The sequence below is a fragment of the Sphingomonas sp. GC_Shp_3 genome, from assembly GCF_026540945.1.
Taxonomy (GTDB): domain Bacteria; phylum Pseudomonadota; class Alphaproteobacteria; order Sphingomonadales; family Sphingomonadaceae; genus Sphingomonas.
In genome coordinates this window covers 504,816-526,203 of the sequence record NZ_JALNUT010000002.1, presented here as the reverse complement: position 1 = coordinate 526,203, position 21,388 = coordinate 504,816, and the positions used below count along the sequence as shown (strand labels likewise).

The window sequence follows — 21,388 nt, the reverse complement described above, 5'->3', positions numbered from 1 at the left end:
CTGTCATGGTGGCTGGGGCGATAGCGAAGCGCTGCGGCGCCGTCACCCGCTTTGGAGACAATCGGCTGTCCAGCCGTTGCGCTATCGACCAACGATAAGGACGGGGCTTTGGCGGACGAGACAGGCGATGTCGACGATCTCAAATCGGCAAATGCAAAGGAACTGCACCGCGCGGTCAGGGAGGAGGGCGAGGAGGAGCTTCGCCGTCCACTGGCGTCGCTGTTCTGGTCGGGCATCGCAGCGGGGGTGGCGATCAACACGTCGTTGCTCACCGAAGGCGTGTTGCACCAGCACCTTCCCGATACGCCGTGGCGCGAGTTGATCACAGCGCTCGGCTATCCGATCGGATTTCTGATTGTCATCCTCGGCCGGATGCAATTGTTCACCGAAAGCACGATTACTGCAGTTCTACCGCTTGTCAGCGATCCCACGCGCGAATCGTTGCTGCGCACGTTGCGGCTGTGGGGGGTGGTGTTGAGTGCAAACATGATCGGCACCGCAATCGGCGCGGCGACGATCGCCTTTGGTGGCCTCGGGTCGGCCGGTGCGCACGATGCGATGATCGCGGTGTCGCTGCCGATCCTCGATCATGCGCCGTTCGCGACGCTGATCAACGCCGTGCCGGCCGGGTTCCTGATCGCTATTCTGGCGTGGACGCTGCCTAACGCACGCGAGCAGTCCTTCCTCGTCATCTTCGCGGTGACGTGGGTGGTCGCGATCTGTGGTTTCTCGCACTCGGTGGTCGGGTCGTGCGAGGCGTTCCTGTTGTTCTTCTCAGGGCATGCCGATGGCCTGCGCACCGTGTTCGGGCTGATCCTGCCGGCGATCGTCGGCAACCTGATCGGCGGGGCCGGCATCTTCGCGCTGCTCGCGCACGGGCAGGTGCGTGGCGAAATGACCAAGGAGGCGCTGAAGCAGAGAAAGGAAGAGCGCCGCCAGCGCAGGCTCGACCGCCGTGGCGCGAAGTCCGATCAGCATGGCTGAGCTCGCGCGGGTTACTTGATGCTGCCGCTGTTGACCTGCACCGTGCGTTTCTTGCCCCAGGTGCTAGTCTTCGACGCATAAGGTTCGTGCCCGACGATCTCGAACGCCTGTTCCGGCGACGGCAACCGGTCGCGAGCCGGATAGGCGGTGACGGTAGCGACATCGTCCAGTGCGATCGTCCAGCTCGCGGCGTTCGCACCCTTGTCGCTGGCGAGCAGTGCCGCCAGCGAATCCGGGCCGACCCAGATGCCGCGCCCGGCATCGTTGAGCGCGATCAGGTACGAATCCATGCTGCCGACGGGGCGGTAGACGCCGTGCTGCTCCAGTCCGGCATAATGGCCGGTATCGCGGCACCACGCCCGCGCCGGCTCCACCGGCGCATCCTTGCGCGGCTTTACGTCACGGCTGGCGCCAAACAGGCCGGCGAACAGGCTCGATGCCAGCGCGTTGTCACCCTTCACCGCATTGGCCTTGCCGCTGAAGGTGAGCGTCGTCGCGCAATCCGCGATCGGCACGGCGGCGGGTTGCGGCGTGATCTTGCGCGGCCAGCCAAGCGCGGCGATCGCACCGCGCAGCCGCGCGTCGATCTCCTCCGCGCCGATCGTGGTCGAGGAATAGCGCAACTCGACGTACCAGCCCGGCCCGAGCGGCAGATAGGCGAGCGCGGTGCTGCGGTACGGACCCTTCACCGGACGATAGCTCGCGATCAGTCCGCTCGCCGCGCTCTGCCCCGGCGGCGCAAAGGCGACCGGTGGCTTGGCGATGGTCACTCCGCCGTAGGCGGCGCGGGCTGCGACTACGCGGGCGGTGCGGTCGAACCACACCGGCACCGATCCGGTGACGTTGCGGAAGATGAAGACGGTGATGTCCTCGCTCGAATTCGATGTGCCGAAGTTGAAGGCTTCGTCGAGATGATCGGGCGCGAACGCGCGCGCGTCGAAGCGCTTGAGGCCATCGAGCGTCGTCGGGATGACAAGGCTGGTCGGTTCGTGCCGGTACGGCTTGTCTGCGGCGATCGCGAGGGGTGGGGGCTGCGTCTGCGCGGCGGCGGTGACGGGCAGTACCACGCCCGCCAGAAGAAAAGCCAAGATGATGCGCATGAAAAAGCCCCCCGGAAGCGATGTTCCGGGAGGCTAATGCAAGTTTACGCGAAGGGAAGGGGCTTTACGCGACGGCGGCCTTCAGCGCGTCGACCAGATCGGTCTTTTCCCAGGTGAAGCCGTCCGCATCCGGCTCGCGACCGAAGTGGCCATAGGCGGCGGTGCGCTTGTAGATCGGCGCGTTGAGCTTGAGGTGTTCGCGGATGCCCTTCGGCGTCAGCCGGACGAGCTGGGGCAGGACTTCCTCGATCTTCGCTTCCGGCACGGTGCCGGTGCCATGCAGGTCGACATAGACCGACAGCGGCTCGGCGATGCCGATCGCGTAGGACAGCTGGATCGTGCAGCGCTTGGCGAGGCCGGCGGCGACGACGTTCTTGGCGAGGTAGCGCGAGACGTAGGCGGCGGAGCGATCGACCTTGGTCGGGTCCTTGCCCGAGAAGGCGCCGCCGCCGTGCGGAGCCGCACCGCCGTAGGTGTCGACGATGATTTTCCGCCCGGTGACGCCCGCGTCGCCGTCCGGCCCGCCGATTTCAAACGCGCCGGTCGGGTTGATGTAGATCGCGGTCTCGTCGGTGATGAAACCGTCCGGCAGCGTCTCGTTCAGTACGCCGGTGACGTAGCTGCGCAGTTCCTCGTACTTGGCAGGATCGGCATTGTCGCCCTGCAGGCAATAGCCCGGCGCATGCTGCGTCGAGACGACCAGAGCGGTGGCGCGCACCGGCTTCTCGTTCTCATAGGCGAGCGTCACCTGGCTCTTGGCGTCGGGCTCGAGGAAGGGCGCTGCGCCCGAGTGGCGATCGGCAGCCATCCGCTCGAGGATCTTGTGGCTGTAGTACAGCGTGGCGGGCATCAGGCCGGGCGTCTCGTCGGTCGCGTAACCGAACATGATGCCCTGGTCGCCGGCACCCTCGTCCTTGTTGGCGCCTTCGTCCACGCCCATCGCGATTTCCGCCGACTGGCCGTGCAGGTTGTTGTGGAACGCGAACTTGTCCCAGTGGAAGCCCGACTGTTCGTAGCCGATTTCCTTGACGGTCTGGCGCACCGCCGCCTCGATCTCGGCAAGCGCGCCGTCGGCCCAGGCGCCGTTCTCGTACACGCCCTTGCAGCGGATCTCCCCGGCCAGCACGACGAGGTTGGTGGTGGTCAGCGTCTCGCAGGCGATGCGCGCATAGGGGTCCTTGCCGAGGAACAGATCGACCACGGTGTCGCTGATCTGGTCGGCGACCTTGTCGGGATGCCCTTCCGAGACCGACTCGGAGGTGAACAGGAACGAAGCGCGCATATCTTCACCTTTGCTGGCGCGGCCCCGCACGGCGGAACGGCGCATATAAAGCTTTCCTTATATGCCCTAACGGCGCGCCAAGCGGAACGCAACGGCCAACAACAGCATCGCGCCCGCGACCAGCATCGCCAGCCAGTTGCCAGCGCGTGCGAACAGCGTCGGCGGCAGCGCCGCGGGCAGCGGCAGTTCGACCGCGCCGCGCGTGTTCCACGGGATCGACGCCAGCACACGACCGTGCGCGTCGATCGCCGCCGAGACGCCAGTCGGCGTGGCGCGCAGCACCGGCAGCCCTTCCTCGATCGCACGCATGCGCCCTTGCGCGAGGTTCTGTTCGGGGCCGGAGCGGCTGTACCAACTGTCGTTCGAGGGGTTGAAGAGGAAGTCCGGGCGGAGCTTCGGATCGACGACGTGGCCGGAAAAGATGATCTCGTAGCAGATCTGGAACCCCACCTTGCCGAAGCCGGGCAGCGTCATCGTGCGCGGCCCCGCGCCGGGCGCGAAGTCGAGATCGCCCGGCACCAGCCGCGACAGACCGATCGCCGACATCAGTGGGCGGGCGGGGAGATACTCGCCCCAAGGCACCAGATGCGCCTTGTCGTAGCGCCCCAACAGTGTCGCACGCGCGTCGATCGCATAGACAGAATTGGTGGCGCTTTTCAGATTGCCGGTCGCGTCGAACTGCAGGCCGTTGCCGCCGGTCAGCACGATATCGTTCGGCCCGAGCGTCGCGGCGATGCCGGAGCGCACCAGGAACGGTGCGCCACGGAAGTAATATTGCGGCGGATAGCCATCCTCCACGTAGAAGCGCAACGCCCCTTCCGGCCACAGGATCAGGCGCGGGGCGGGGCCGGGCTTGCCACCGAGGTCTTGCAGCGCGCGCAGGTTGGTTTCCGGGTAATCGTCACGCGGGCGCTGTTCCTGATCGAGATCGGGCTGGACGATGCGGACGCGCGGGGCGTTGCGGGCAGGGGCGACCGGCGTCGTCGGCATCACGATGACGCTCAACGCGGCCAGCGCCAACGCCGCCAGCGTACCCGCCGCGAACCGCCAGCGGCGCGTGGCCAGCAACGTGAGCGCGCCCGCCGCGAGGATCGAAACACCCGACAGCGCATAGGTCCCGACATACGCCAGCAGCGCGGACACGCCGGGCAGCGGCAGCCAGATCTCGGCGAGCGGATTCCACGGATAGCCGGTCAGCAGGGTGCCGCGCAGATACTCGGCTGCGATCCAGGCGGCGGCGAAGATCAGCACAAACCCTGCGTCGATCTCGCGCCTGCGCAAGCGCCACGCCGCGCCCGCCGCCAGCATCGGATAGATCGCCAGGTACAGCGACAGCAGGAACGGCGCGAGCGGGCCGAGCCAGTGCGGCATCGCATCCTGATAGGTGAACGCCTGCGCGATCCACATGTTGCCGAACGTGAAGTGCGCCAGCCCGAACAGCCAGCCGCGCCACAGCGCCGCGCGGACCGTCGGTGCCTGATGCACCAGCCATAGCAACGCGGCGAAGCAGGCGAGCGTCACCGGCCACCAGCCCCACGGCGCGAACCCCAGCACCGAAAGCGCACCGAGCAGCAAAGCCGGAAGTGCCGGTCGGCGAGTGACGATGGCGTTGGTCACGATACGTATTCCTTCGTCCCGGCAGCACACGAGGCGAGCGCCCCAAGCTGCGGCTATGCGGAAGGTACGATGCGCGGACAAGCCTGCGTAACGCGGGTGACGAACACGCCGATCCGCGCTAACGTACCGTCATGCCGCGTCCGTTCCACCTCGCCTTCCCGGTTCACGATCTTGCCGCCGCGCGTGGATTTTACGGCAATACGCTCGGTTGCGCGGAGGGGCGCAGCGCCGACACATGGATCGACTTCGACCTGTTCGGCCACCAGATCGTCGCACATCTCGATCCTGCCGCGAAGGTGGTGACGGTGGCGAACCCGGTCGACGGCCATGACGTGCCGGTGCCGCATTTCGGCGTCGTGCTGACCATGGCGGACTGGCAGGCGCTTGCCGATCGGCTGCAGACGGCGGGTACGCATTTCGGGATTGCGCCGCACATCCGCTTCGTCGGGCAGCCCGGCGAACAGGCAACAATGTTCTTTTATGATCCAAGCGGAAACGCTCTGGAGTTCAAGGCGTTCGCCGACGATGCGATGCTGTTCGCGACATAACGTCCGCTGATGAAGGTTTCCTGATCCATGGCCGATCCGATTACGATGGACATTCCGCACCAGCACTCCCGCGCCGAGATCCGTGCGCGGCTTGAGCAGGGCGTGCAGAAGGCCACCACCATGCTGCCCGGCAGTTCCGTGACGGAACATCGCTGGGATGGCGACACGCTGCACTTCACGATCGTCGCGATGGGCCAGCGCGTGTCGAGCCGAGTCGAGGCGCTCGATGACAAGGTGCACGCGGTGATCGACCTGCCGCCGCTGCTGCGTCTGTTCGCGGACAAAATTCGCGCAAAGCTCGCCAAGGAAGGCCCGAAGCTGTTGGCTTGATTCAACAATCGGTTGAAAATGGGCGCGGGTGCGTGTAGGGCGCACCGCTTGCGGCGCGAGCTTTGGCTTGCGACGACCGATTTCTATTGATCCGGAGTTCGAGCTTTTTATGCAAATCATCGTTCGCGACAATAACGTCGACCAAGCGCTGCGCGCCCTTAAAAAGAAGCTGCAGCGTGAGGGCGTTTATCGCGAGATGAAGCTCCGCCGCCATTACGAGAAGCCCAGCGAGAAGCGCGCTCGCGAGCGTGCAGCCGCCGTGCGCCGCGCCCGCAAGCTTGAGCGCAAGCGCCTGGAGCGTGACGGCGCGCGGTAAACGCCGCTGGCGTTCACGCCTTTGACCGTCAAAATAGTATAACCTGATCTGGTGCGCCGTGCGCCGGACGATCCCCCGGGGACAGCCAATGTCGATCACCGCCGTACCGATGAAACCGATCCGTCGGAACATCCTGGTTTATGTGTGGGTCGGCATCGCGCTGGCCTTTGTGGCGGCAGCGGCGCTCGCGATGCAGGCGCCGGTCGATCCGGTCACCGCGTTCCTCGCCAAGAACCGCCATGCCAAGGGTGTTGTAGAGACGCCGTCCGGCTTGCAGTACAAGGTGTTGCAGCCGGGGCAGGGCACCGAGAAGCCGACCGACACCGACGTCGCGCTGGTGAATTACGAGGGCAAGCTGCTCGACGGCACCACGTTCGACAAGTCGCAGCAGCCTACGCCGATGCCCGTCAGCGGTGTCGTGCCGGGCTTCAGCGAGGCTTTGAAGCTGATGACCAAAGGATCCAAGTACCAGTTCTGGATCAAGCCAAGCCTCGGCTATGGCGCCGAAGCCAAGGGGCCGATCCCGGCGAATTCGGTGTTGGCCTTTACGGTAGACCTGCTCGACTTCATTCCTGAAGCCACGCTGCGCCAGATGCAGATGCAGCAGCAAATGCAACAACAGCAGATGCAGGGCGGCGCGCCCGGCGCGATGCCCCCCGGCGTAGTCCCGCCAGCGCCCGGCCACTGATCGGACGCTGAGCACCGCCGCGTTCCCGCTCGAAGCGGATCTGAGAGCCACGAGCGTTTGCTCGTGGCTCTTGTCGTTTGGGCGGGCCAGGAACGTTCTGGCGGGATGCCCAGCCTACCGCGAGCGGCATTGTGCCGAGACACTTCGCTCTGGCGTAGACGGGGAAGGCGGCTTCTACCGCGATGGTGATGCTATTGCGCCGCCCGGAGTGTTGGCAGGTGCCTCATCATCGGCACAGTGTTGAGCGGCAAATGGCGCTCGGCGGCACGTGTCGCGCGACGCCTGCCAAGCGACCGACCTTGCGGTCCATCATCCGCATTCGCCAGCACGGCGTGTCGCCACGATATCGCCGCTAACACTCGGTCGCGCTGCGTCGCGACGCACGCCTGATATCGCCGAACCTTCGTATAACTCCGGCTCGCAGCTTCTAGCCTCGGCAGTCTTCGGTCACGCGCTCGATTTCTGCCCAGGCCGGTACGACCAAAGTGCGGACACCGGACTGCTCTATCGTGAAGCGCCCGCGGCTGAAGCCCATCGCATCGAGCAGCGAATCGCGCGGCGTGATCGCCACCGCAAGATATGGCGGGTTGCCGCCGGTCGGGGTGAAGTTCAGCGTGCGCGCGGTGCTGGTGGTGCGGATTGTTACCGGCGCGGCCGGGCCGCTGCCCGCGCGTGACAGGTACACCATCCGCGCCGCCATGTCGCAGCGCAGCGTCACCAGCGCGTCGCTGCCGGGCACGCCGTATAACGCGATCGAACCACGGGCATCCTGCCGGTACACCCAATCCCCCGGCGTCAACGGCACGTCACGCCAGTCGCTTGCGGCGGGCGGCGGTGGCGGCGGTAACGGCACCGGGGTCCGAACTGGCGCCCGGATCGGCGCAGGCGCGGGCGCGGGCGCGGGGCGGGGCGATGGTGGCGGTGCCTTCGCCACGCAGCCCGCGAGCGAAACGAGGCAAAGGCCGACTAGGAAACGTGCGCGCATGCCGCACGCTATGCGGCAGGCGGGCGTCCGGCTCAACAGCTTGCGTGCCGCTTCGCCGATGAAATGTCGCACCCTCACGTTCAGGAACCGCGCGCTGCGCCACCCGTTACGACTCCGACACGTAAAAGGGCTCCCGCATGACCGATCAACCCGCCACGCAATTGCTGATCTCCTCCAACCGCTCGGACGCGATGAAGGTTCGCAGCCGCGATGGTGAACGCGTTGGCACCGTTCACGCCTTCATGGTCGACAAGCGCAGCGGCCATGCGCTGTACGCCGTGCTGACGATCGGGGGTTTCCTCGGCATGGGCAAGGCGTTCTATCCGCTGCCGTTCAGCCTGCTCGATTTCGATCCGGTGTCTGACAGCTATGTCGTCACGATTGATCGGCGCGTGTTGGAAGGTGGCCCGAGCTGGGCCAATAATGCGCCCGATTTCGATCAGGCCTATGCCGATCGCGTCGCGAGCTATTACGCTGTCCCGAGCGAGAACCTCGCGGTGTAAATCTTGCTGCCGCCTGGCAACTAGCGCGGGTAGCAACATTACCCCCCGACTGAAGTCACTCGATGCCGAAGATGCCGGTGAGCATCAGGCGCGAGGGTGTGCGCTGCGGTAGACGTCGAGCAGGTGCGCCGCATCGACAGCCGTATAGATTTGCGTGGAGCCGAGGCTGGCGTGCCCCAGCAGTTCCTGCAATGCGCGCAGATCCGCGCCGCGCCCGAGCAGGTGCGTCGCAAAGCTGTGGCGCAGGGCGTGCGGGGTGGTGCGTTCGGCTAGCCCGAGCTGCGCGCGCGCCGTCTGCACCGCGCGGCGGATAAGCCCGGGCGCGAGCGAACCGCCCTTGGCACCAAGAAACAGCGGCGCATCGCGCGCTAACGCATAGGGGCAAAGCGAGACGTACGTCTCGACTGCCGCGCGGACTTGCGGCAGCAGCGGTACCATTCTCGTCTTGCCGCGCTTACCCGTCACCACCAATGTCTCGCCAAGCGGGAGCGCCGCCCCCGTCAGACCGACGGCCTCGCCGATCCGCAGACCCGTGCCGTAGAGCAGCAGCAGGACCGCAAGATCACGCGCGCCGATCCAAGGCTCATCGCGCGCCTCTGCCACCGTGTCGGCGAGAGCGATCGCCTCGTCCGGAGAGATCGGGCGCGGCACGCCTTTCTTCACACGCGGGCCGGCGAGGCGCGGCGCGGTGACACCCGCAAAGGCCAGGAACGCGCGAACCGCCGAGAGCTCGCGCGCGGCCGAGGCATTGCCGAGCCCCGTGCCGGTCTCCGCGCCGCGCCGCGCCGCGAGGAACGCGCGTAGATCGGTTGCAGTGATCTGCCCGAGCGCCTCTTGCGTCACCGCGGCACCCCAATGGCCTTGCAGGAACGCCATCAGCCGCTCCGCCGTCGCCTGATAGGCGCGGACGGTATGCGCCGACCGCCGCCGGTCGCGGGCGAGATGCTCGGCAAAGGCGATGGGCAGGATCATCCCCGCTGCCTTACAGCAAACCGCCGCAACCGCGAAGTGGGACGCGACAGTCGCGTTTTGCCGCGCCGGTCCCTAGATACGTGGCCACCATGTCCCGTGCCCGTGTCCTCGTCATGAATTCCGCGCTTGGCCCGCTCGACTACCGCGTGCCGCACGGCATGAGCGTCGAGCCGGGGTCGGTCGTGGTTGCGCCGCTTGGCCCGCGCCAGTTGCTCGGCGTGGTGTGGGAGGCCGACCGGATGCCCTCCGATGCGGAGGTCGGCGACAATCGTTTGCGCAATCTGATGGATGTGCTGCCGGTGCCGCCGCTCGCCGCGCCGCTCAGGCGGTTGATCGAGTGGACCGCGAATTATTATCTTGCGCCGCCCGCCGCGGTCGCGCGGATGGCGCTCGCGTCCACCTCGGCGCTGGAGGGGGCGAAGCTCATCACCGAATATCGCGCGACCGGCGATGTGCCGGACCGGCTCACCCCGCAGCGTGCCCAAGCGCTGGAGCGGATCGGCGCGCATCAGGGGCTGATCCGCGAGCTCGCCACCATCGCCGACGTATCCGACGCGGTGATCCGCGGGCTGGTGAAGACCGGCGCGATCGAGCCGGTGTCGGTGGATATCGACCAGCCGTTCCCGATGCCCGACCCTGCACACGGCGCACCCGCACTGTCGGCGGACCAGCGCGACGCGTCGGCGCGGCTGGTTGCGGATGTCGTGGCGGAGCGGTTCCAGCCGACCCTGCTCGACGGGGTGACCGGGTCGGGTAAGACCGAGGTGTATTTCGAGGCGGTGGCGGCGGCGATCGCGGCGGGGCGGCAGACGCTGGTGCTGCTCCCCGAAATCGCGCTGACCGAGCCGTTCCTCACGCGCTTCGCCGCGCGCTTCGGCTGTGCGCCGGTGGCGTGGCATTCGGGCTTGCGGTCTTCCCAGCGGCGGCGGGCATGGCGGCAGATCGCCGACGGTCAGGCGATGGTGACGGTCGGCGCGCGTTCGGCGTTGTTCCTGCCCTACGCCAATCTCGGGCTGATCGTGGTCGACGAGGCGCACGAGACCAGCTTCAAACAGGAAGACGGCGTGCATTATCACGCCCGCGACGTGGCGGTGATGCGCGGCAAATTCGAAGGCTGCCCGGTGATCCTCGCCTCCGCCACGCCCGCGATCGAGACGCGCCAGCAGGTCGCCGCCGGGCGTTATGCCGAGGTCAAGCTGCCCGGTCGCTGGGGTGCGGCGGAGATGCCCGCGATCGAACCGATCGACCTTATCGCCGAACCGCCCGAGCGCGGCAAATGGCTGGCGCCACGTCTGGTCAAAGCGCTCGACGAGACGCTGGCGCGCGGCGAGCAGGCGCTGATGTTCCTCAACCGGCGTGGCTATGCGCCGCTGACCTTGTGCCGGACCTGCGGGCATCGTTTCCAGTGCCCGAACTGCACGTCGTGGATGGTCGAGCACCGGCTGGTGCGGCGGCTCGCCTGCCATCACTGCGGCCATGCCGAGCCGGTCCCGCGCGTCTGCCCGGAATGTTCGACCGAGGATACTTTGGTACCGGTCGGCCCCGGCGTGGAGCGCATCGCCGACGAGGTGCGCGCGCTGTTCCCGGAGGCGAAGGTGGCGGTGGTCACCTCCGACACGATCTGGTCCCCCGCCAAAGCCGCCGAGTTCGTCGGCCGGATGGAGGCGGGCGATATCGACATCATCGTCGGTACGCAGCTGGTGACGAAGGGCTATCACTTCCCCAACCTGACGTTGGTCGGCGTTATCGACGCCGATCTCGGGCTGGAAGGCGGCGACCTGCGCGCGAGCGAGCGGACCTTTCAGCAGATCATGCAGGTGTCCGGCCGGGCCGGGCGCGGCGCCAAGCCGGGCCACGTCTACCTCCAGACGCACAGCCCAAACGCGAGCGTGATGCGCGCGCTCATCACCGGCGATGCCGAGGCGTTTTATGCCACCGAGACGGAAAGCCGGCGCGAGGCGGGGGCGCCGCCGTTCGGGCGCTTCGCCGCGATCGTGGTATCGAGCGAGGATCAGGGTGCCGCGCAGGACACCGCCAAGGCAATCGGCCGCGCCGCGCCCAAGATCGAGGCGATGGAAGTGTACGGCCCCGCACCCGCGCCCTTGGCGATGCTGCGCGGGCGGCACCGCTTCCGCCTGCTCGTCCACGCGCGGCGCGCGCTCGACGTGCAGGATGTGATCCGCAGTTGGCTGGATGGGGTGGACTGGTCTGCCAAGGTGCGGGTGGTGGTGGACGTCGATCCGTATAGCTTTCTGTAAGGCGCGCTCTTACGCTTGAGGCGCACGGGGGCGTGTTGGGGGGCTGCGATGATTCGACGGTTGATGGCGCTGTGTCTGGCATGTGTACCGGCCGCCGCGCACGCCGACTGGTACGAGGCGGATTCGAAGCATTTCGCGGTGTTCTCGAACGATGACCCCAAGCATCTGCAATCCTATGCCGAACAGCTCGAGCGGTTCGACAAGGCTATGCGGGTGTTTCGGGGCGTCGATGATCCGCCGGTGCCACCGGTCGCGCGCGTCACGGTGTACGTCGTGAAAGATATCGCGGAGATCGAGAGCCTGGCCGGGCCGAACGTCGCGGGCTTCTATCGCCCGTCGGTAAGCGGTCCGGTCGCTTTCGTGCCGCGCAGCGCACCGTCGAAAACGCACATCACCGGCTCCCGCCTGTTTACCGGCACCAGCGGCGGCGCCTACGATCTGGACGGCGATTCCGTGCTGCGCCACGAATATACGCACCATTTCATGTTCGATACTTATCCGACGATGGCGTTGCCGTACTGGTTCGTGGAGGGCTTTGCCGAATTCCATGGCACCGCGACGTTCGGCGTGGAAGGATCGGTGACGTTCGGCGCGCCGCCCGCGTACCGCGCACGCTCGCTGATCGATCGGAACGCGTTGTCGGTGCGGGATATGCTCACGTCCGACTCGCGCAAGATTTACATGGACGAGGTGAGCGAAATCTACGGGCGCGGGTGGTTGCTGATCCACTACCTGACGTTCGAGCCGAGCTGTCGCGGCCAACTCGGGGCGTTCCTGCAAGCGCTCAACCAAGGCAAGACGCCGATCGAGGCTGACAAGGTGTTCGGCGACCTCGACCAGCTTCAGCGCGAACTGGCCAAGCAGATCAGCGCGGCGAAGGTCGACGTGCGTACCGTGCCGGCGAGCGCGATCACCATCGATGCGGTCAACGTTCGCAAGCTGGGTGCGGGCGAGGCGGCGAGCATGCCGGCACGGATCCGTAGCAAGGCGGGCGTGGACAAATCGAACGCGCCCGGCGTGCTGGCGCTGGCGCGCAAGGCCGCGACGCTGGTACCGGACGACGCCGCGGCGCAGCTCGAGCTTGCCGAAGCCGCGATCGACGCGAAGGATAACGCAACCGCGCTCGCCGCCGCCGATCGCGCCATCGCGATCGCCCCCGCCACCGAAAAGGCGTTCGTGTTCAAGGGCCGTGCAGAGTAGGAACTCGCAAAGGCGGCGAAGCGGAGCGACGCCGCGACATGGAGCGCGGTGCGCCGCAGCTTCGCGCAGGCCAACCGCCTCCAGACCGAAGATCCCGAGCCGCTGATGCTCTATTACCGAAGCTTTGCGGCGGCCGGTCAGGCGCCGACGGCAAACGCCAAGGCTGGGCTGTACCATGCGCTTGACCTGCTGGCGGACGATCCGCGCCTGCGCTTCGACGTAGTGTTCCAGCGGATCGCGGATGGTGAGTATCCGGCGGCCAAGGCAGCTCTCGCGCCGATCGCCTACGCGCCCAGCCACGGCGCCAGGTTCACCACCTTTGCCGCCGACCTTTCGACCGCGCTCGACAGCGGCGACAAGACGCGGATCGACACGGCGTTGGCCGCGCTCAAGGAGCAGCGCGACCGCCACGAGTCGGACAGCTAATCGCGCGAAACGCGCCGGGCGATCGGGGCAGGTGGCCGCTTTTGGGCTGTCCTGCCGCGTCGCTTCCTGCCAGAAAATACCGCGATGACCGTTTCAACCTTCCTCGTCGCCGCGCGTACCGTTCGTATCGATCGGCTGATCGTGATGCTGGCAGTCGCACTCCTCGCCGCGCTTGCCCCCGCCCGCGCCGACGATATCTCCGCCGCGGCGCGTGGCGTGGTACGCGTCGTCACGATCGCGATGGTGGATGGCGAGGTGGTCGGCTTCGGTCACGGCAGTGGTTTCGCGATCGCGCCCAACCGTATCGTCACCAACGCGCATGTCGTCGAGGTGGCGCATCGCTACCCCGGCAACGTCGTGGTCGGCGTGGTCCCATCGGAGGGGACCAAGAGCTACGAGGGCAAGGTGATCGCGTTCGATGCGGCGCACGACCTTGCCATCATCGAGTTCACCGGCGCGCGGCTGCCGCCAGTCGCGCTCTACAGCGGCCCGGTCGAGGAGGGTAGCGGCGTCACCGCGCTCGGCTACCCCGGCAACGTCGATCTCGCCACCGCGCAATCCTCTACCGACTATATCCACCCGCTTACGCCGGTGCGGACCGAGGGCACCTATTCCGGGCGGCGCTTGATGTCGGGCACGCAGGTGCTGCTTCACACCGCCGCGATCGCACGTGGTAATTCGGGCGGCCCGTTGCTCGACCCATGCGGGCGGGTGCTTGGCGTGAATTCTGCGATCACGCAGAACCAGGATGGCGACAGCAGTTTCGGTTTTGCCATCGCCGACAGCGAACTGACCGCGTTCCTCGCCGCCGCAAAGCAGCCGTATGCGGCGGTCGGCCTGCCGTGCACCAGTCTGGCCGACACGCTCAAGCGCGACAGCGATGCCGATGCGCAGGCGATCGCGCAGGCCGATGCCGCGAAGCGTGATGCCGCCGCCCGCGCCGCTCTCGCGCATGAGGCGGCACTCGCCAAAGCGCGCGCCGATGTCGAGAACAACCGTGAGAATGTGATGGCGCTCGCCGCCGTGCTGCTCGTCGCCGGTGCGCTTGCGGTCGGTGCGGGCGGGCTGCTCGAAGTTCGGTCGCAGCGGCGCTGGGCGATCGGCGCGGGCGCGTTCGGCGTGCTGCTGATGGTGGCATCCGCCGTCGTGTTCTTCAATCGTCCGACCGGCGACCCGGTGCTGCCGCCCGACACGACGCCGCTCGCCACGCCGACCCCGCTTGCGCAGGCGGCGAGCGGCAAATTGCTGTGCTCGGTCGTGGCCGAGCGTAGCCGCATCGTCTCGTCCTCGACCGATCCGGTCAAGCTCGACTGGGGACGGGACGGGTGCATGAACGGCCGCACGCAATATGCGGAGAACGGTGCACGGTGGGAGCGTGTACTCGTGCCTTCGGAAGAGCAGACCGTGTCGCTGCTGCAGTTCGACCCAGCGACCGGCAGCTATACCGCGCTGCGCTATTTCCTCGGCGCGGACCAGATGGACGCGGTGCGGAAGATCCGCGCGCAGGTGCCGCTCAAGGCGTGTTCGGCCGATCCCGCCGCGCGCGCCAGCCTGGCCACGCAGCAGGCGGCGGTGCGGGCGGCGCTACCGTCCAGCCCTAATGAGAAGATCGTCTACCACTGTAGTGCCGACACGACGCCGTAACGCTGCTCGGCCTTACTGTGCATACAGTCGGTGCGCCGCGTCATCGGCGATCAGGCTGAGATTAGTATCGGTCGGCGCGATGTCGTGCAGGTGCGTCATCAAGGAGGCGCGCGTGAACCTGTGGGTCCGCTTCACCGCGCGGTCCACGATCTGGCAGAACAACCCACCGCACCGCCCATGCGACGACGCCCGTAACAGTGCTCGGCATCCCGCCTCGGCAGCGGCAATGCTGCGCGGGGTCATTCCGGCGGCAATATGCAGACGGCGAGAATCGCCCGCGCCGGTGTCGCGTAGGCGAGTGCGGAGCGTTCGCCCCACTGGTCGATCCGTCAAGCCGGTCGTCTACCGCGTCCCGTCTATCGCGGGGTCGAGGTTGGCGCTGGACAAGTAGCGCGGCGCAACTCTTGCGTGTGAAGCCTGTTCGTAGACATAGCCCGCGTTCAGCACCGTCTGATCGCCCCACGCCGTCGCGATGAACGACAGTCCGACTGGAAGGCCCTTTGTGAGACCCATTGGCACGGTAAGGTGCGGGTAGCCCGCCACCGCCGGCAACTGGCTCGCGCTCGGCCCTTCGCTGCCGTCACCCGACACGGTGTCGCTGAGCCACGCGACGCCGTAGGTCGGGGCGACCAGCAACGTGGCGTTCGCCTGCGCCAGCATCGCATCGATCCCCTCCTTGCCCGCAAGCCGCCGCGATTTCGCCAATGCGCCGAGATACTCGGGATCGCTCAGGCCATGCGTCCGTTCGGCGGCAAGGAAGAACTCCTGCCCGAAGAACGGCATTTCGGCTGCCGTGTTGGCGTCATCGAACGCGATCACGTCGCCAAGCGTGCGCGTCTTCACCGCCGCCGGCGTGGTGGCGAGATAGCTGGCGAGATCGGCCTTCAACTCGGTGTGCAGCACCGCGCTTTCCGCCTCGCCCAGCCCGTCGAGCTTGGGCGCGTCGACACCGACCAGCACTGCGCCTTGCGCCTTCAGCACGGCGAGCGCGGCGGCATAGACGGGCTTCATCGCCTCGGGCATGTCGGGGCGCAACACCGCGATGCGCACGCCCGTCAGCGATGCGGCAGCAAGCGGTGCGGCGAAATCGTGGACATGTGCGTCCGCTGGGCGCGTGGCGGGGTCGGCAGGGTCGCCACCGGCCATTCCGCCGAGCAGGATCGCCGCATCGCGCACGCTGCGCGCCATCGGTCCGGGCGTATCCTGGCTGTGGCTGATCGGCACGACATGCGTGCGGCTGACAAGGCCGAGCGTCGGCTTCAGTCCGACCAGCCCATTCATCGCGGATGGGCACACGACCGAGCCATCGGTCTCGGTGCCGACGCCCGCACCGGCGAAGCTCGCAGCCACCGCCGCGCCCGTCCCGCTCGACGACCCGCACGCGGTCCGGTCGAGCGCATAGGGGTTGCGCACCAGCCCGCCGACACCGCTCCATCCGCTCATCGAATGGTCGGAGCGGATATTGGCCCATTCCGACAGGTTGGTCTTGCCGAGGATCACCGCGCCGGCCGCGCGTAGCCGCGCCACCACCGGTGCATCGCGGTGGGTGACGTTGTCCTTCAGCGCGAGGCTGCCGGCGGTCGTTGCGATCGGGTCACGCGTTTCAATATTGTCCTTCACCAGCACCGGTACGCCGTCGAGCGGGCCGAGCGGTTTGCCCGCCTTGCGTCGCGCATCGCTTGCCCGCGCCGCCGCCAGCGCGTCGGGGTTGAGCGCGATGATCGCACGGAGGGTCGGCCCGGTGTGATCCATCGCCGCAATCCGCGCGAGGTAAGCGCGGGTGATCCCCTCGCTGGTCGCGGTGCCGTTCGCCAGCATCGCGTCGAGCCGCTCGACCGGGACTTCCTCGATCGCCACGGTTTGCGCCGTCGCCGGCGCGGCGCCGGCCAGTGCCGCCAGCAGGATGATGTTCCGCATTGTACCCCCGTACCCGTGTTCGTGTGCGATGATGCGCAAGGCCGCACGCGCCCGCAAGTGCCCGCGCAATATCATTAGGCAATCCCGCGCGCGGTGCTACGATGAGGAAAGCTCGAAACAGGGCAGACGGGAGAGGCGGGCCGCACGCGGCCCAAATGGGGGTTAATAACCGGACGATGTTCGACGCCTTCAGACGCCGGTATCTCGATGTGCTCGGCTCCATCTACATCTACAACGAACATCGCGGGTATACGAGCATCGACCGTGTGCTGGAGGCGGTGCTGGCGCATTGCCCGGATGACGCCGGCTTTATCGCGGCGATCCGCAAGCACCGTGCCGACGAGCGCAAGCATTACGTGATGTTCCGCCGCTGGTTCGAACTGCGCGGACACATGCCGCTCTCGGTCGATAGGGCATGCGGGCATATCGATCGTTTCGTCGAAATCGCGTTCGGCTCGACCATCGATGACCTCGATACGCAGGCGGTGATCGCCAGCGAAGCGCTGTTCGAGCGGTTGTGCCGTGTCATCATGCTGACCGAGATGCGCGGCATGAAGCAGGTCGACACGTTGCTGAAATCAGCGCTGGTGCGGTCCGATCCGGTGCTGGTGAAGATCTTCCGCATCGTCGAGCGCGACGAGCCAAGCCACTGGCAACCCTATCGCGACTGGCTGGTCCGCACCGGCCGCCCGCAGGCGAAACGGCGCGAGCGGTTGATCGACTTCTGGATTCATCGCGAGTTGCTGTTCCTGAAACTGCCGCTGCTGTTCCTCAACCCCTGGCTGCCGCGTGCCACCGGATGGGCGGATGCGAAGGAGGGGGAGGCAAGCCGCCCGGTGATTGCCGCCTCCCCCCGCTGACGCGGGCATGCATCTGCAGAGCGTGCGCTGACAGATCATCGCGCGCTGCCCGGGGAGGCTCAGGCTATCACGTTCGGCAATACCGGCGCGGCATCGCTCTGCACGGGCCCGAGCGCGTGCGCGATCGCGGCCGCCGCAGCATCGGCGCCATATTCGCGCGAGACCTGCCCGCCGATGCGTTCGGCCGTGGCAACGTATCTGGTGTCGTCGAGCAATCGCCCGATCAACCCGGCTGCGCGCGTCGCGGTAAAGCGGTGCGCCTTCATCGACAGACCGACACCAAGTTGCTCGATCCGCTGGCCGTGATCATATTGGTCGCCCATGTGCGGCACGACCAACTGCGGTTTCCCCGCGCGCAGCGCCTGCCCGGTCGTACCGACACCGCCGTGATGCACCACCGCCGCCGCCGCCGGGAACAGCAGCGAGTGCGGCGCGTAGGGGCAGCGGAACACGTCGCCCTCGTCACACGGTGCATCGCGCCCGCCGGTCAGCAGCACCGCGCGCCGGCCGATCGCGCGCGCGGCAGTGGCAGCCTCCGCATAGAAGTTCCCGGGGCAGTGCACCGCGAAACTGCCCAACGTGAACACGATTGGCGCCTCGCCCCGCGTGAGAAAGGCGGACAGCGCGGGGTCTAGCATCTCCTCCGCGCCGCTCTGACTGTCGAAGATCGGAAAGCCGACCAGTCGCGTGTTGCCGGCGACGTCGTGCGGCAGCGGAGCAAAGTGGTGCGAGTAAATGCCGAGCGTCAGCACCGATCGGTCGCTCGCCTCCAGCAGGCGGCGCGCGCTTTTGCGGGGCAGATCGTGACGTGCACGAGCGCGGGCGAGCGCCGGGCCGCATTTGATCTGCACGGCCCGCCGCATCGTCGCGTACACCATGCGGTTCCACGCGCGCCCGATCGCGCCGTTGGGCGCGTGGCGCATCATCCAGAAATCGGGCGTGCGCGGCGGATCGTAGGCGGACAGCATCGCCATCGGCTGCAACACTACCGAGACCAGCGGGACGCCGGTCTTCTCCGCGACGATCGGTGCTGCGAACACGAAGATCGACGCGACGATCGCCTCTGCGTCATATGCCACCGCCTCGAGCTTTTCGATGCATTCCGGCAGGGCGGGGAGCAGCACCTGTTCGAGCATCTCGATCTGGTTGCTCATGATGCGCTTGACCGCGGCGTTCTCGCTCAACCCCATGCGGCGCTGTACCGTGTCGAAGCCCGGCAGCACCGCCACGGCCTGGATCCCCGCCGCGCGGCATTTGTTGAGCTGGTCCTCCGCGACCGCCAGCACCGGCGTGAAGCCGTGGCGATGCAGCGCCTGCGCGATGGCGATAAAGGGGTGGAGATCACCAAGCGTGCCGATGGTGGTGAGGACGATCTTGCGCATGCCCTCGCCCCCCTGTGAAATCGCGCAGGCGGCGTCAATCACAGGATCATGGCGGCGGGGAAAATGCGACCGGTGGCGAGGAAACAGCCGATTTCTGTGCTGCGGCTCTTGCTAGATGAAGCAGAGATTGCGCGGCGATGACGACCCCCTCGCCGTCGGATATGAAAAGAGGCTGCCGGGGCCTTTCGGCACCCGGCAACCTCCTGACATGGTCAGCGGCCGGAAGCTCCAGCTTGGGAGACCATGCGGACCGCGAAGCTTTGATGGGCGGCGACGTTGTCTGGGGGAGGATACCCCCCGTCACGCCCGGCAAGCTTTAGCGGTGCGTCCCCCGAACGAACTGAACCGACCCCATTGCTGAACCATGAGACATCGGATCACCTCCTTTCGCTTAGTTAACACGGCGTACCCAGGCCTGGGCACGCCACATGTTTGCGCAACATTTTCGCGCGAAACAAGCCTTGTATTGTGCCGGAGATTGGACGATTCTCTTCGCCCCGAGCGGGAAGGCTCGCCGGTCTCAATCGACCGCGCCGAACTCCTCGTCCGCCATGTTCTGGGCCTGGCCTCTGGCCACGCCGCTGGCGATCAACGTTGCGTAATAGCGCTGCCATTTCGAACGCGTTTCAGCATCCACGCCCGACGTCTGCATCGCGCCCGTTGGGGCGAATGCGACCGGCGTCGCCACGGCGCGCATCACCGTCGTGGCAGGCGGCGTGACGATCGTCGGGCGCATCGCCATCGCCGGGACGTAAGGCGGCGCGACCGTAGTGGCCAGCACCACCGGCGCGGCGGCAAGCCGGTAGCTCGGCAGCGGCGCGCCGGCGGGCGCAAAGCGGAACGCCACCGTCAGCGTTTCATCGCCGACCTGCACGCTCAGCCGGACCTGATCGTTCGGCGCATGTTTGAAACGCGACAGGAAGATGCGTCCGCCATACGACTGACCGGGGAACACCGTCGTTAACTGCAACATCTGTTCGCCAAGTTGCCGGCGCGTCTCGTCGAGTCGGTATTGGATCTGGTCGAGCGTGGAGCCGGTCTGCGCTATCGTCTCACTCGCGGCGATCTGACAACCGCCGCAGGCGGTGCTGGCGTTTACCGCGGCGAAGCTGCGCGGAGTGGCGGCGACGGCAGTATAGTGATTGCGTTGGGTCGCCTGCGCCGCTGCCGCCAGCCCGCCGCCGACGATCATCAGCGCCTTCGCCCAGCCGGCGCGGTTCGCCGCCATGTGTTCCATCTGCGCGCGGGTGAGCACGCTGACCGGCTCGGCAACGCCATCGACGCGGATGTTGCCGACATCGATGTTGATCGCTTCCGCGCCGGTGTTCATCACCGCCACCACGAACGAGAGGTGGCCGTGGTCGCTCGGCATCGCCCGAATCTGCACTGCCGCACGGCGGCCGGGGTGGTCGACGATGTAATCACCGCGATCGAACCGCACGCTTTCCACATTGGCCTGAACCGGCTGGAGCACGTCCGCAGGTGCGGCCTGTGCGGCGATCGGCATGGCAAGGGCGACGATCGCGACCGCGCCGCGCAAGTTCCTGTACATCCTATACTCCCCCAAGCAGTAGACGCCGGCTTAGGGAGATACGTTAAACAGCGGATTGAGCAGAATGGTTACCGAATGCCAACCGCAGGGTGACCGAGCCGTTACGACGCGGTATTTTGCAAATCTTACGTCGCTTTATCGTCGCGATATTTGATCTCCAGAAAGCGACCGCGCGTGGCGAAACTGTCGAGATCGCCCTGCGCCAGTTGCGCGCTCATCTCGCGGATCTCGTCGTCGATCAGCTTCAGGCTGTCGGTCAGTTGCGCATCGGGCGATCGGCCGTTGCGCGCCTGGGCACGCAGCGGCTCCGGCACGCGCGCATAGCCACGGATCAGTTCGGGTAACTGTTCGCCAAGCAGCTTGCGCACCTCGGCAGCGGCGGGCTGTTGTTCGTCGAGCGTCGCCAACTGCGGGCTGAGCATGTCGAGCCGCGTGCCGATCCCGTCGAGCAGCATCTGCGCGGGCGCGGGCAAGGCGGGGCGCTGTGTTTCCAGCCATTGTTCGGTCTTGGCGGGCAGCGCCTTCAGCGGCACCTGCGCAAGCCGTTCGGGTGCGACCGGCGTCGACAGCCGTGCGAACGCGAGGATCAGCGTCACCGCTACCAGCAACGCCCCGGCGAGCAGCGCGCCGCCCATCCCGATCGGCACGATCCAGCCGACCACAATCGTCGCTACGATAATGGCGAGATCGGCGCCAGCGATCAGTCCGGCGCGTTTGGCGAGGCTGGTGCCGCCGCGCGCCCGCCGCCGCTGCGCTAGCGTCCGCTCGCGTGTCCGGTCGAGCAGGTCGGTGGTGCGCGCGATCTGGCGGTCGACGTCGGTCAT

Annotated in this window: 20 protein-coding genes; 11 read left to right on the top strand and 9 right to left on the bottom strand. The window is 67.0% G+C overall.

Annotated elements, in window-relative coordinates:
• Positions 1-108 precede the first annotated feature (108 nt).
• On the top strand, positions 109-984 hold the full coding sequence (locus OXR00_RS08165; protein ID WP_267387741.1) for a formate/nitrite transporter family protein: 876 nt from the start codon (positions 109-111) through the stop codon (positions 982-984).
• Between the two features lie 11 nt (positions 985-995).
• Here OXR00_RS08165 and OXR00_RS08160 read toward each other — a convergent pair whose 3' ends face one another.
• The 3 genes from OXR00_RS08160 to lnt all read right to left on the bottom strand — a co-directional run bounded on the left by OXR00_RS08160 (position 996) and on the right by lnt (position 4,983).
• Positions 996-2,084: a hypothetical protein gene (locus tag OXR00_RS08160; protein ID WP_267387740.1), complete on the bottom strand. Its 1,089-nt coding sequence runs from the start codon at positions 2,082-2,084 to the stop codon at positions 996-998.
• A gap of 64 nt (positions 2,085-2,148) precedes the next feature.
• The gene (gene metK, locus OXR00_RS08155; RefSeq protein WP_267387915.1) at positions 2,149-3,366 is read right to left on the bottom strand and encodes a methionine adenosyltransferase; all 1,218 of its coding nucleotides are present in this window, start codon (positions 3,364-3,366) and stop codon (positions 2,149-2,151) included.
• A gap of 66 nt (positions 3,367-3,432) precedes the next feature.
• On the bottom strand, positions 3,433-4,983 hold the full coding sequence (gene lnt / locus OXR00_RS08150) for an apolipoprotein N-acyltransferase (protein ID WP_267387739.1): 1,551 nt from the start codon (positions 4,981-4,983) through the stop codon (positions 3,433-3,435).
• A gap of 131 nt (positions 4,984-5,114) precedes the next feature.
• Here lnt and OXR00_RS08145 point away from each other — a divergent pair, with 131 nt between their 5' ends.
• The 4 genes from OXR00_RS08145 to OXR00_RS08130 all read left to right on the top strand — a co-directional run bounded on the left by OXR00_RS08145 (position 5,115) and on the right by OXR00_RS08130 (position 6,865).
• Positions 5,115-5,531: a VOC family protein gene (locus tag OXR00_RS08145; RefSeq protein WP_267387738.1), complete on the top strand. Its 417-nt coding sequence runs from the start codon at positions 5,115-5,117 to the stop codon at positions 5,529-5,531.
• Positions 5,532-5,558: 27 nt separating this feature from the next.
• The gene (locus OXR00_RS08140; protein WP_242147654.1) at positions 5,559-5,861 is read left to right on the top strand and encodes a polyhydroxyalkanoic acid system family protein; all 303 of its coding nucleotides are present in this window, start codon (positions 5,559-5,561) and stop codon (positions 5,859-5,861) included.
• Positions 5,862-5,970: 109 nt separating this feature from the next.
• A complete protein-coding gene (gene rpsU, locus OXR00_RS08135) occupies positions 5,971-6,177 on the top strand; it encodes a 30S ribosomal protein S21 (protein ID WP_034160206.1) in 207 nt (68 codons plus the stop codon).
• A gap of 88 nt (positions 6,178-6,265) precedes the next feature.
• Complete coding sequence (locus OXR00_RS08130; protein WP_267387723.1) at positions 6,266-6,865, top strand: FKBP-type peptidyl-prolyl cis-trans isomerase; 600 nt, start codon at positions 6,266-6,268, stop codon at positions 6,863-6,865.
• Positions 6,866-7,292: 427 nt separating this feature from the next.
• Here OXR00_RS08130 and OXR00_RS08125 read toward each other — a convergent pair whose 3' ends face one another.
• Positions 7,293-7,850 carry a hypothetical protein gene (locus tag OXR00_RS08125; protein WP_267387721.1) on the bottom strand — a complete coding sequence of 186 codons (558 nt, stop codon included), beginning with the start codon at positions 7,848-7,850 and terminating at the stop codon, positions 7,293-7,295.
• A 137-nt stretch (positions 7,851-7,987) separates the two neighbouring features.
• Here OXR00_RS08125 and OXR00_RS08120 point away from each other — a divergent pair, with 137 nt between their 5' ends.
• Positions 7,988-8,353: a PRC-barrel domain-containing protein gene (locus tag OXR00_RS08120; protein ID WP_242147647.1), complete on the top strand. Its 366-nt coding sequence runs from the start codon at positions 7,988-7,990 to the stop codon at positions 8,351-8,353.
• A gap of 84 nt (positions 8,354-8,437) precedes the next feature.
• Here the strand turns inward: OXR00_RS08120 and OXR00_RS08115 are convergent, their stop codons facing one another.
• A complete protein-coding gene (locus tag OXR00_RS08115) occupies positions 8,438-9,325 on the bottom strand; it encodes a tyrosine recombinase XerC (protein ID WP_267387719.1) in 888 nt (295 codons plus the stop codon).
• An 89-nt stretch (positions 9,326-9,414) separates the two neighbouring features.
• On the opposite strand from OXR00_RS08115, the gene OXR00_RS08110 reads away from it, so the two are divergent.
• The 4 genes from OXR00_RS08110 to OXR00_RS08095 all read left to right on the top strand — a co-directional run bounded on the left by OXR00_RS08110 (position 9,415) and on the right by OXR00_RS08095 (position 14,853).
• Entirely contained in the window at positions 9,415-11,583 is a 2,169-nt protein-coding gene (locus OXR00_RS08110) for a primosomal protein N' (RefSeq protein ID WP_267387717.1), read from the top strand.
• A 48-nt stretch (positions 11,584-11,631) separates the two neighbouring features.
• Positions 11,632-12,783 (top strand): hypothetical protein, encoded by a 1,152-nt coding sequence (locus OXR00_RS08105; RefSeq protein ID WP_267387715.1) that lies wholly within the window; start codon positions 11,632-11,634, stop codon positions 12,781-12,783.
• Positions 12,784-12,831: 48 nt separating this feature from the next.
• Positions 12,832-13,209, top strand: a complete 378-nt coding sequence (locus OXR00_RS08100) for a hypothetical protein (RefSeq protein WP_267387713.1) — start codon at positions 12,832-12,834, stop codon at positions 13,207-13,209.
• Positions 13,210-13,293: 84 nt separating this feature from the next.
• Positions 13,294-14,853 (top strand): trypsin-like peptidase domain-containing protein, encoded by a 1,560-nt coding sequence (locus tag OXR00_RS08095; RefSeq protein WP_267387711.1) that lies wholly within the window; start codon positions 13,294-13,296, stop codon positions 14,851-14,853.
• A gap of 342 nt (positions 14,854-15,195) precedes the next feature.
• Here the strand turns inward: OXR00_RS08095 and OXR00_RS08090 are convergent, their stop codons facing one another.
• Complete coding sequence (locus tag OXR00_RS08090; protein ID WP_267387709.1) at positions 15,196-16,770, bottom strand: amidase; 1,575 nt, start codon at positions 16,768-16,770, stop codon at positions 15,196-15,198.
• 176 nt (positions 16,771-16,946) lie between these two features.
• Between OXR00_RS08090 and OXR00_RS08085 the strand changes: the two genes are divergently transcribed.
• Positions 16,947-17,630 (top strand): ferritin-like domain-containing protein, encoded by a 684-nt coding sequence (locus OXR00_RS08085; protein ID WP_267387707.1) that lies wholly within the window; start codon positions 16,947-16,949, stop codon positions 17,628-17,630.
• Between the two features lie 59 nt (positions 17,631-17,689).
• Here the strand turns inward: OXR00_RS08085 and OXR00_RS08080 are convergent, their stop codons facing one another.
• The 3 genes from OXR00_RS08080 to OXR00_RS08070 all read right to left on the bottom strand — a co-directional run bounded on the left by OXR00_RS08080 (position 17,690) and on the right by OXR00_RS08070 (position 21,388).
• The gene (locus OXR00_RS08080) at positions 17,690-19,012 is read right to left on the bottom strand and encodes a glycosyltransferase (protein ID WP_267387706.1); all 1,323 of its coding nucleotides are present in this window, start codon (positions 19,010-19,012) and stop codon (positions 17,690-17,692) included.
• Positions 19,013-19,532: 520 nt separating this feature from the next.
• Positions 19,533-20,564, bottom strand: a complete 1,032-nt coding sequence (locus tag OXR00_RS08075) for a hypothetical protein (RefSeq protein ID WP_267387705.1) — start codon at positions 20,562-20,564, stop codon at positions 19,533-19,535.
• Between the two features lie 125 nt (positions 20,565-20,689).
• On the bottom strand, positions 20,690-21,388 hold the full coding sequence (locus tag OXR00_RS08070) for a hypothetical protein (protein WP_267387704.1): 699 nt from the start codon (positions 21,386-21,388) through the stop codon (positions 20,690-20,692).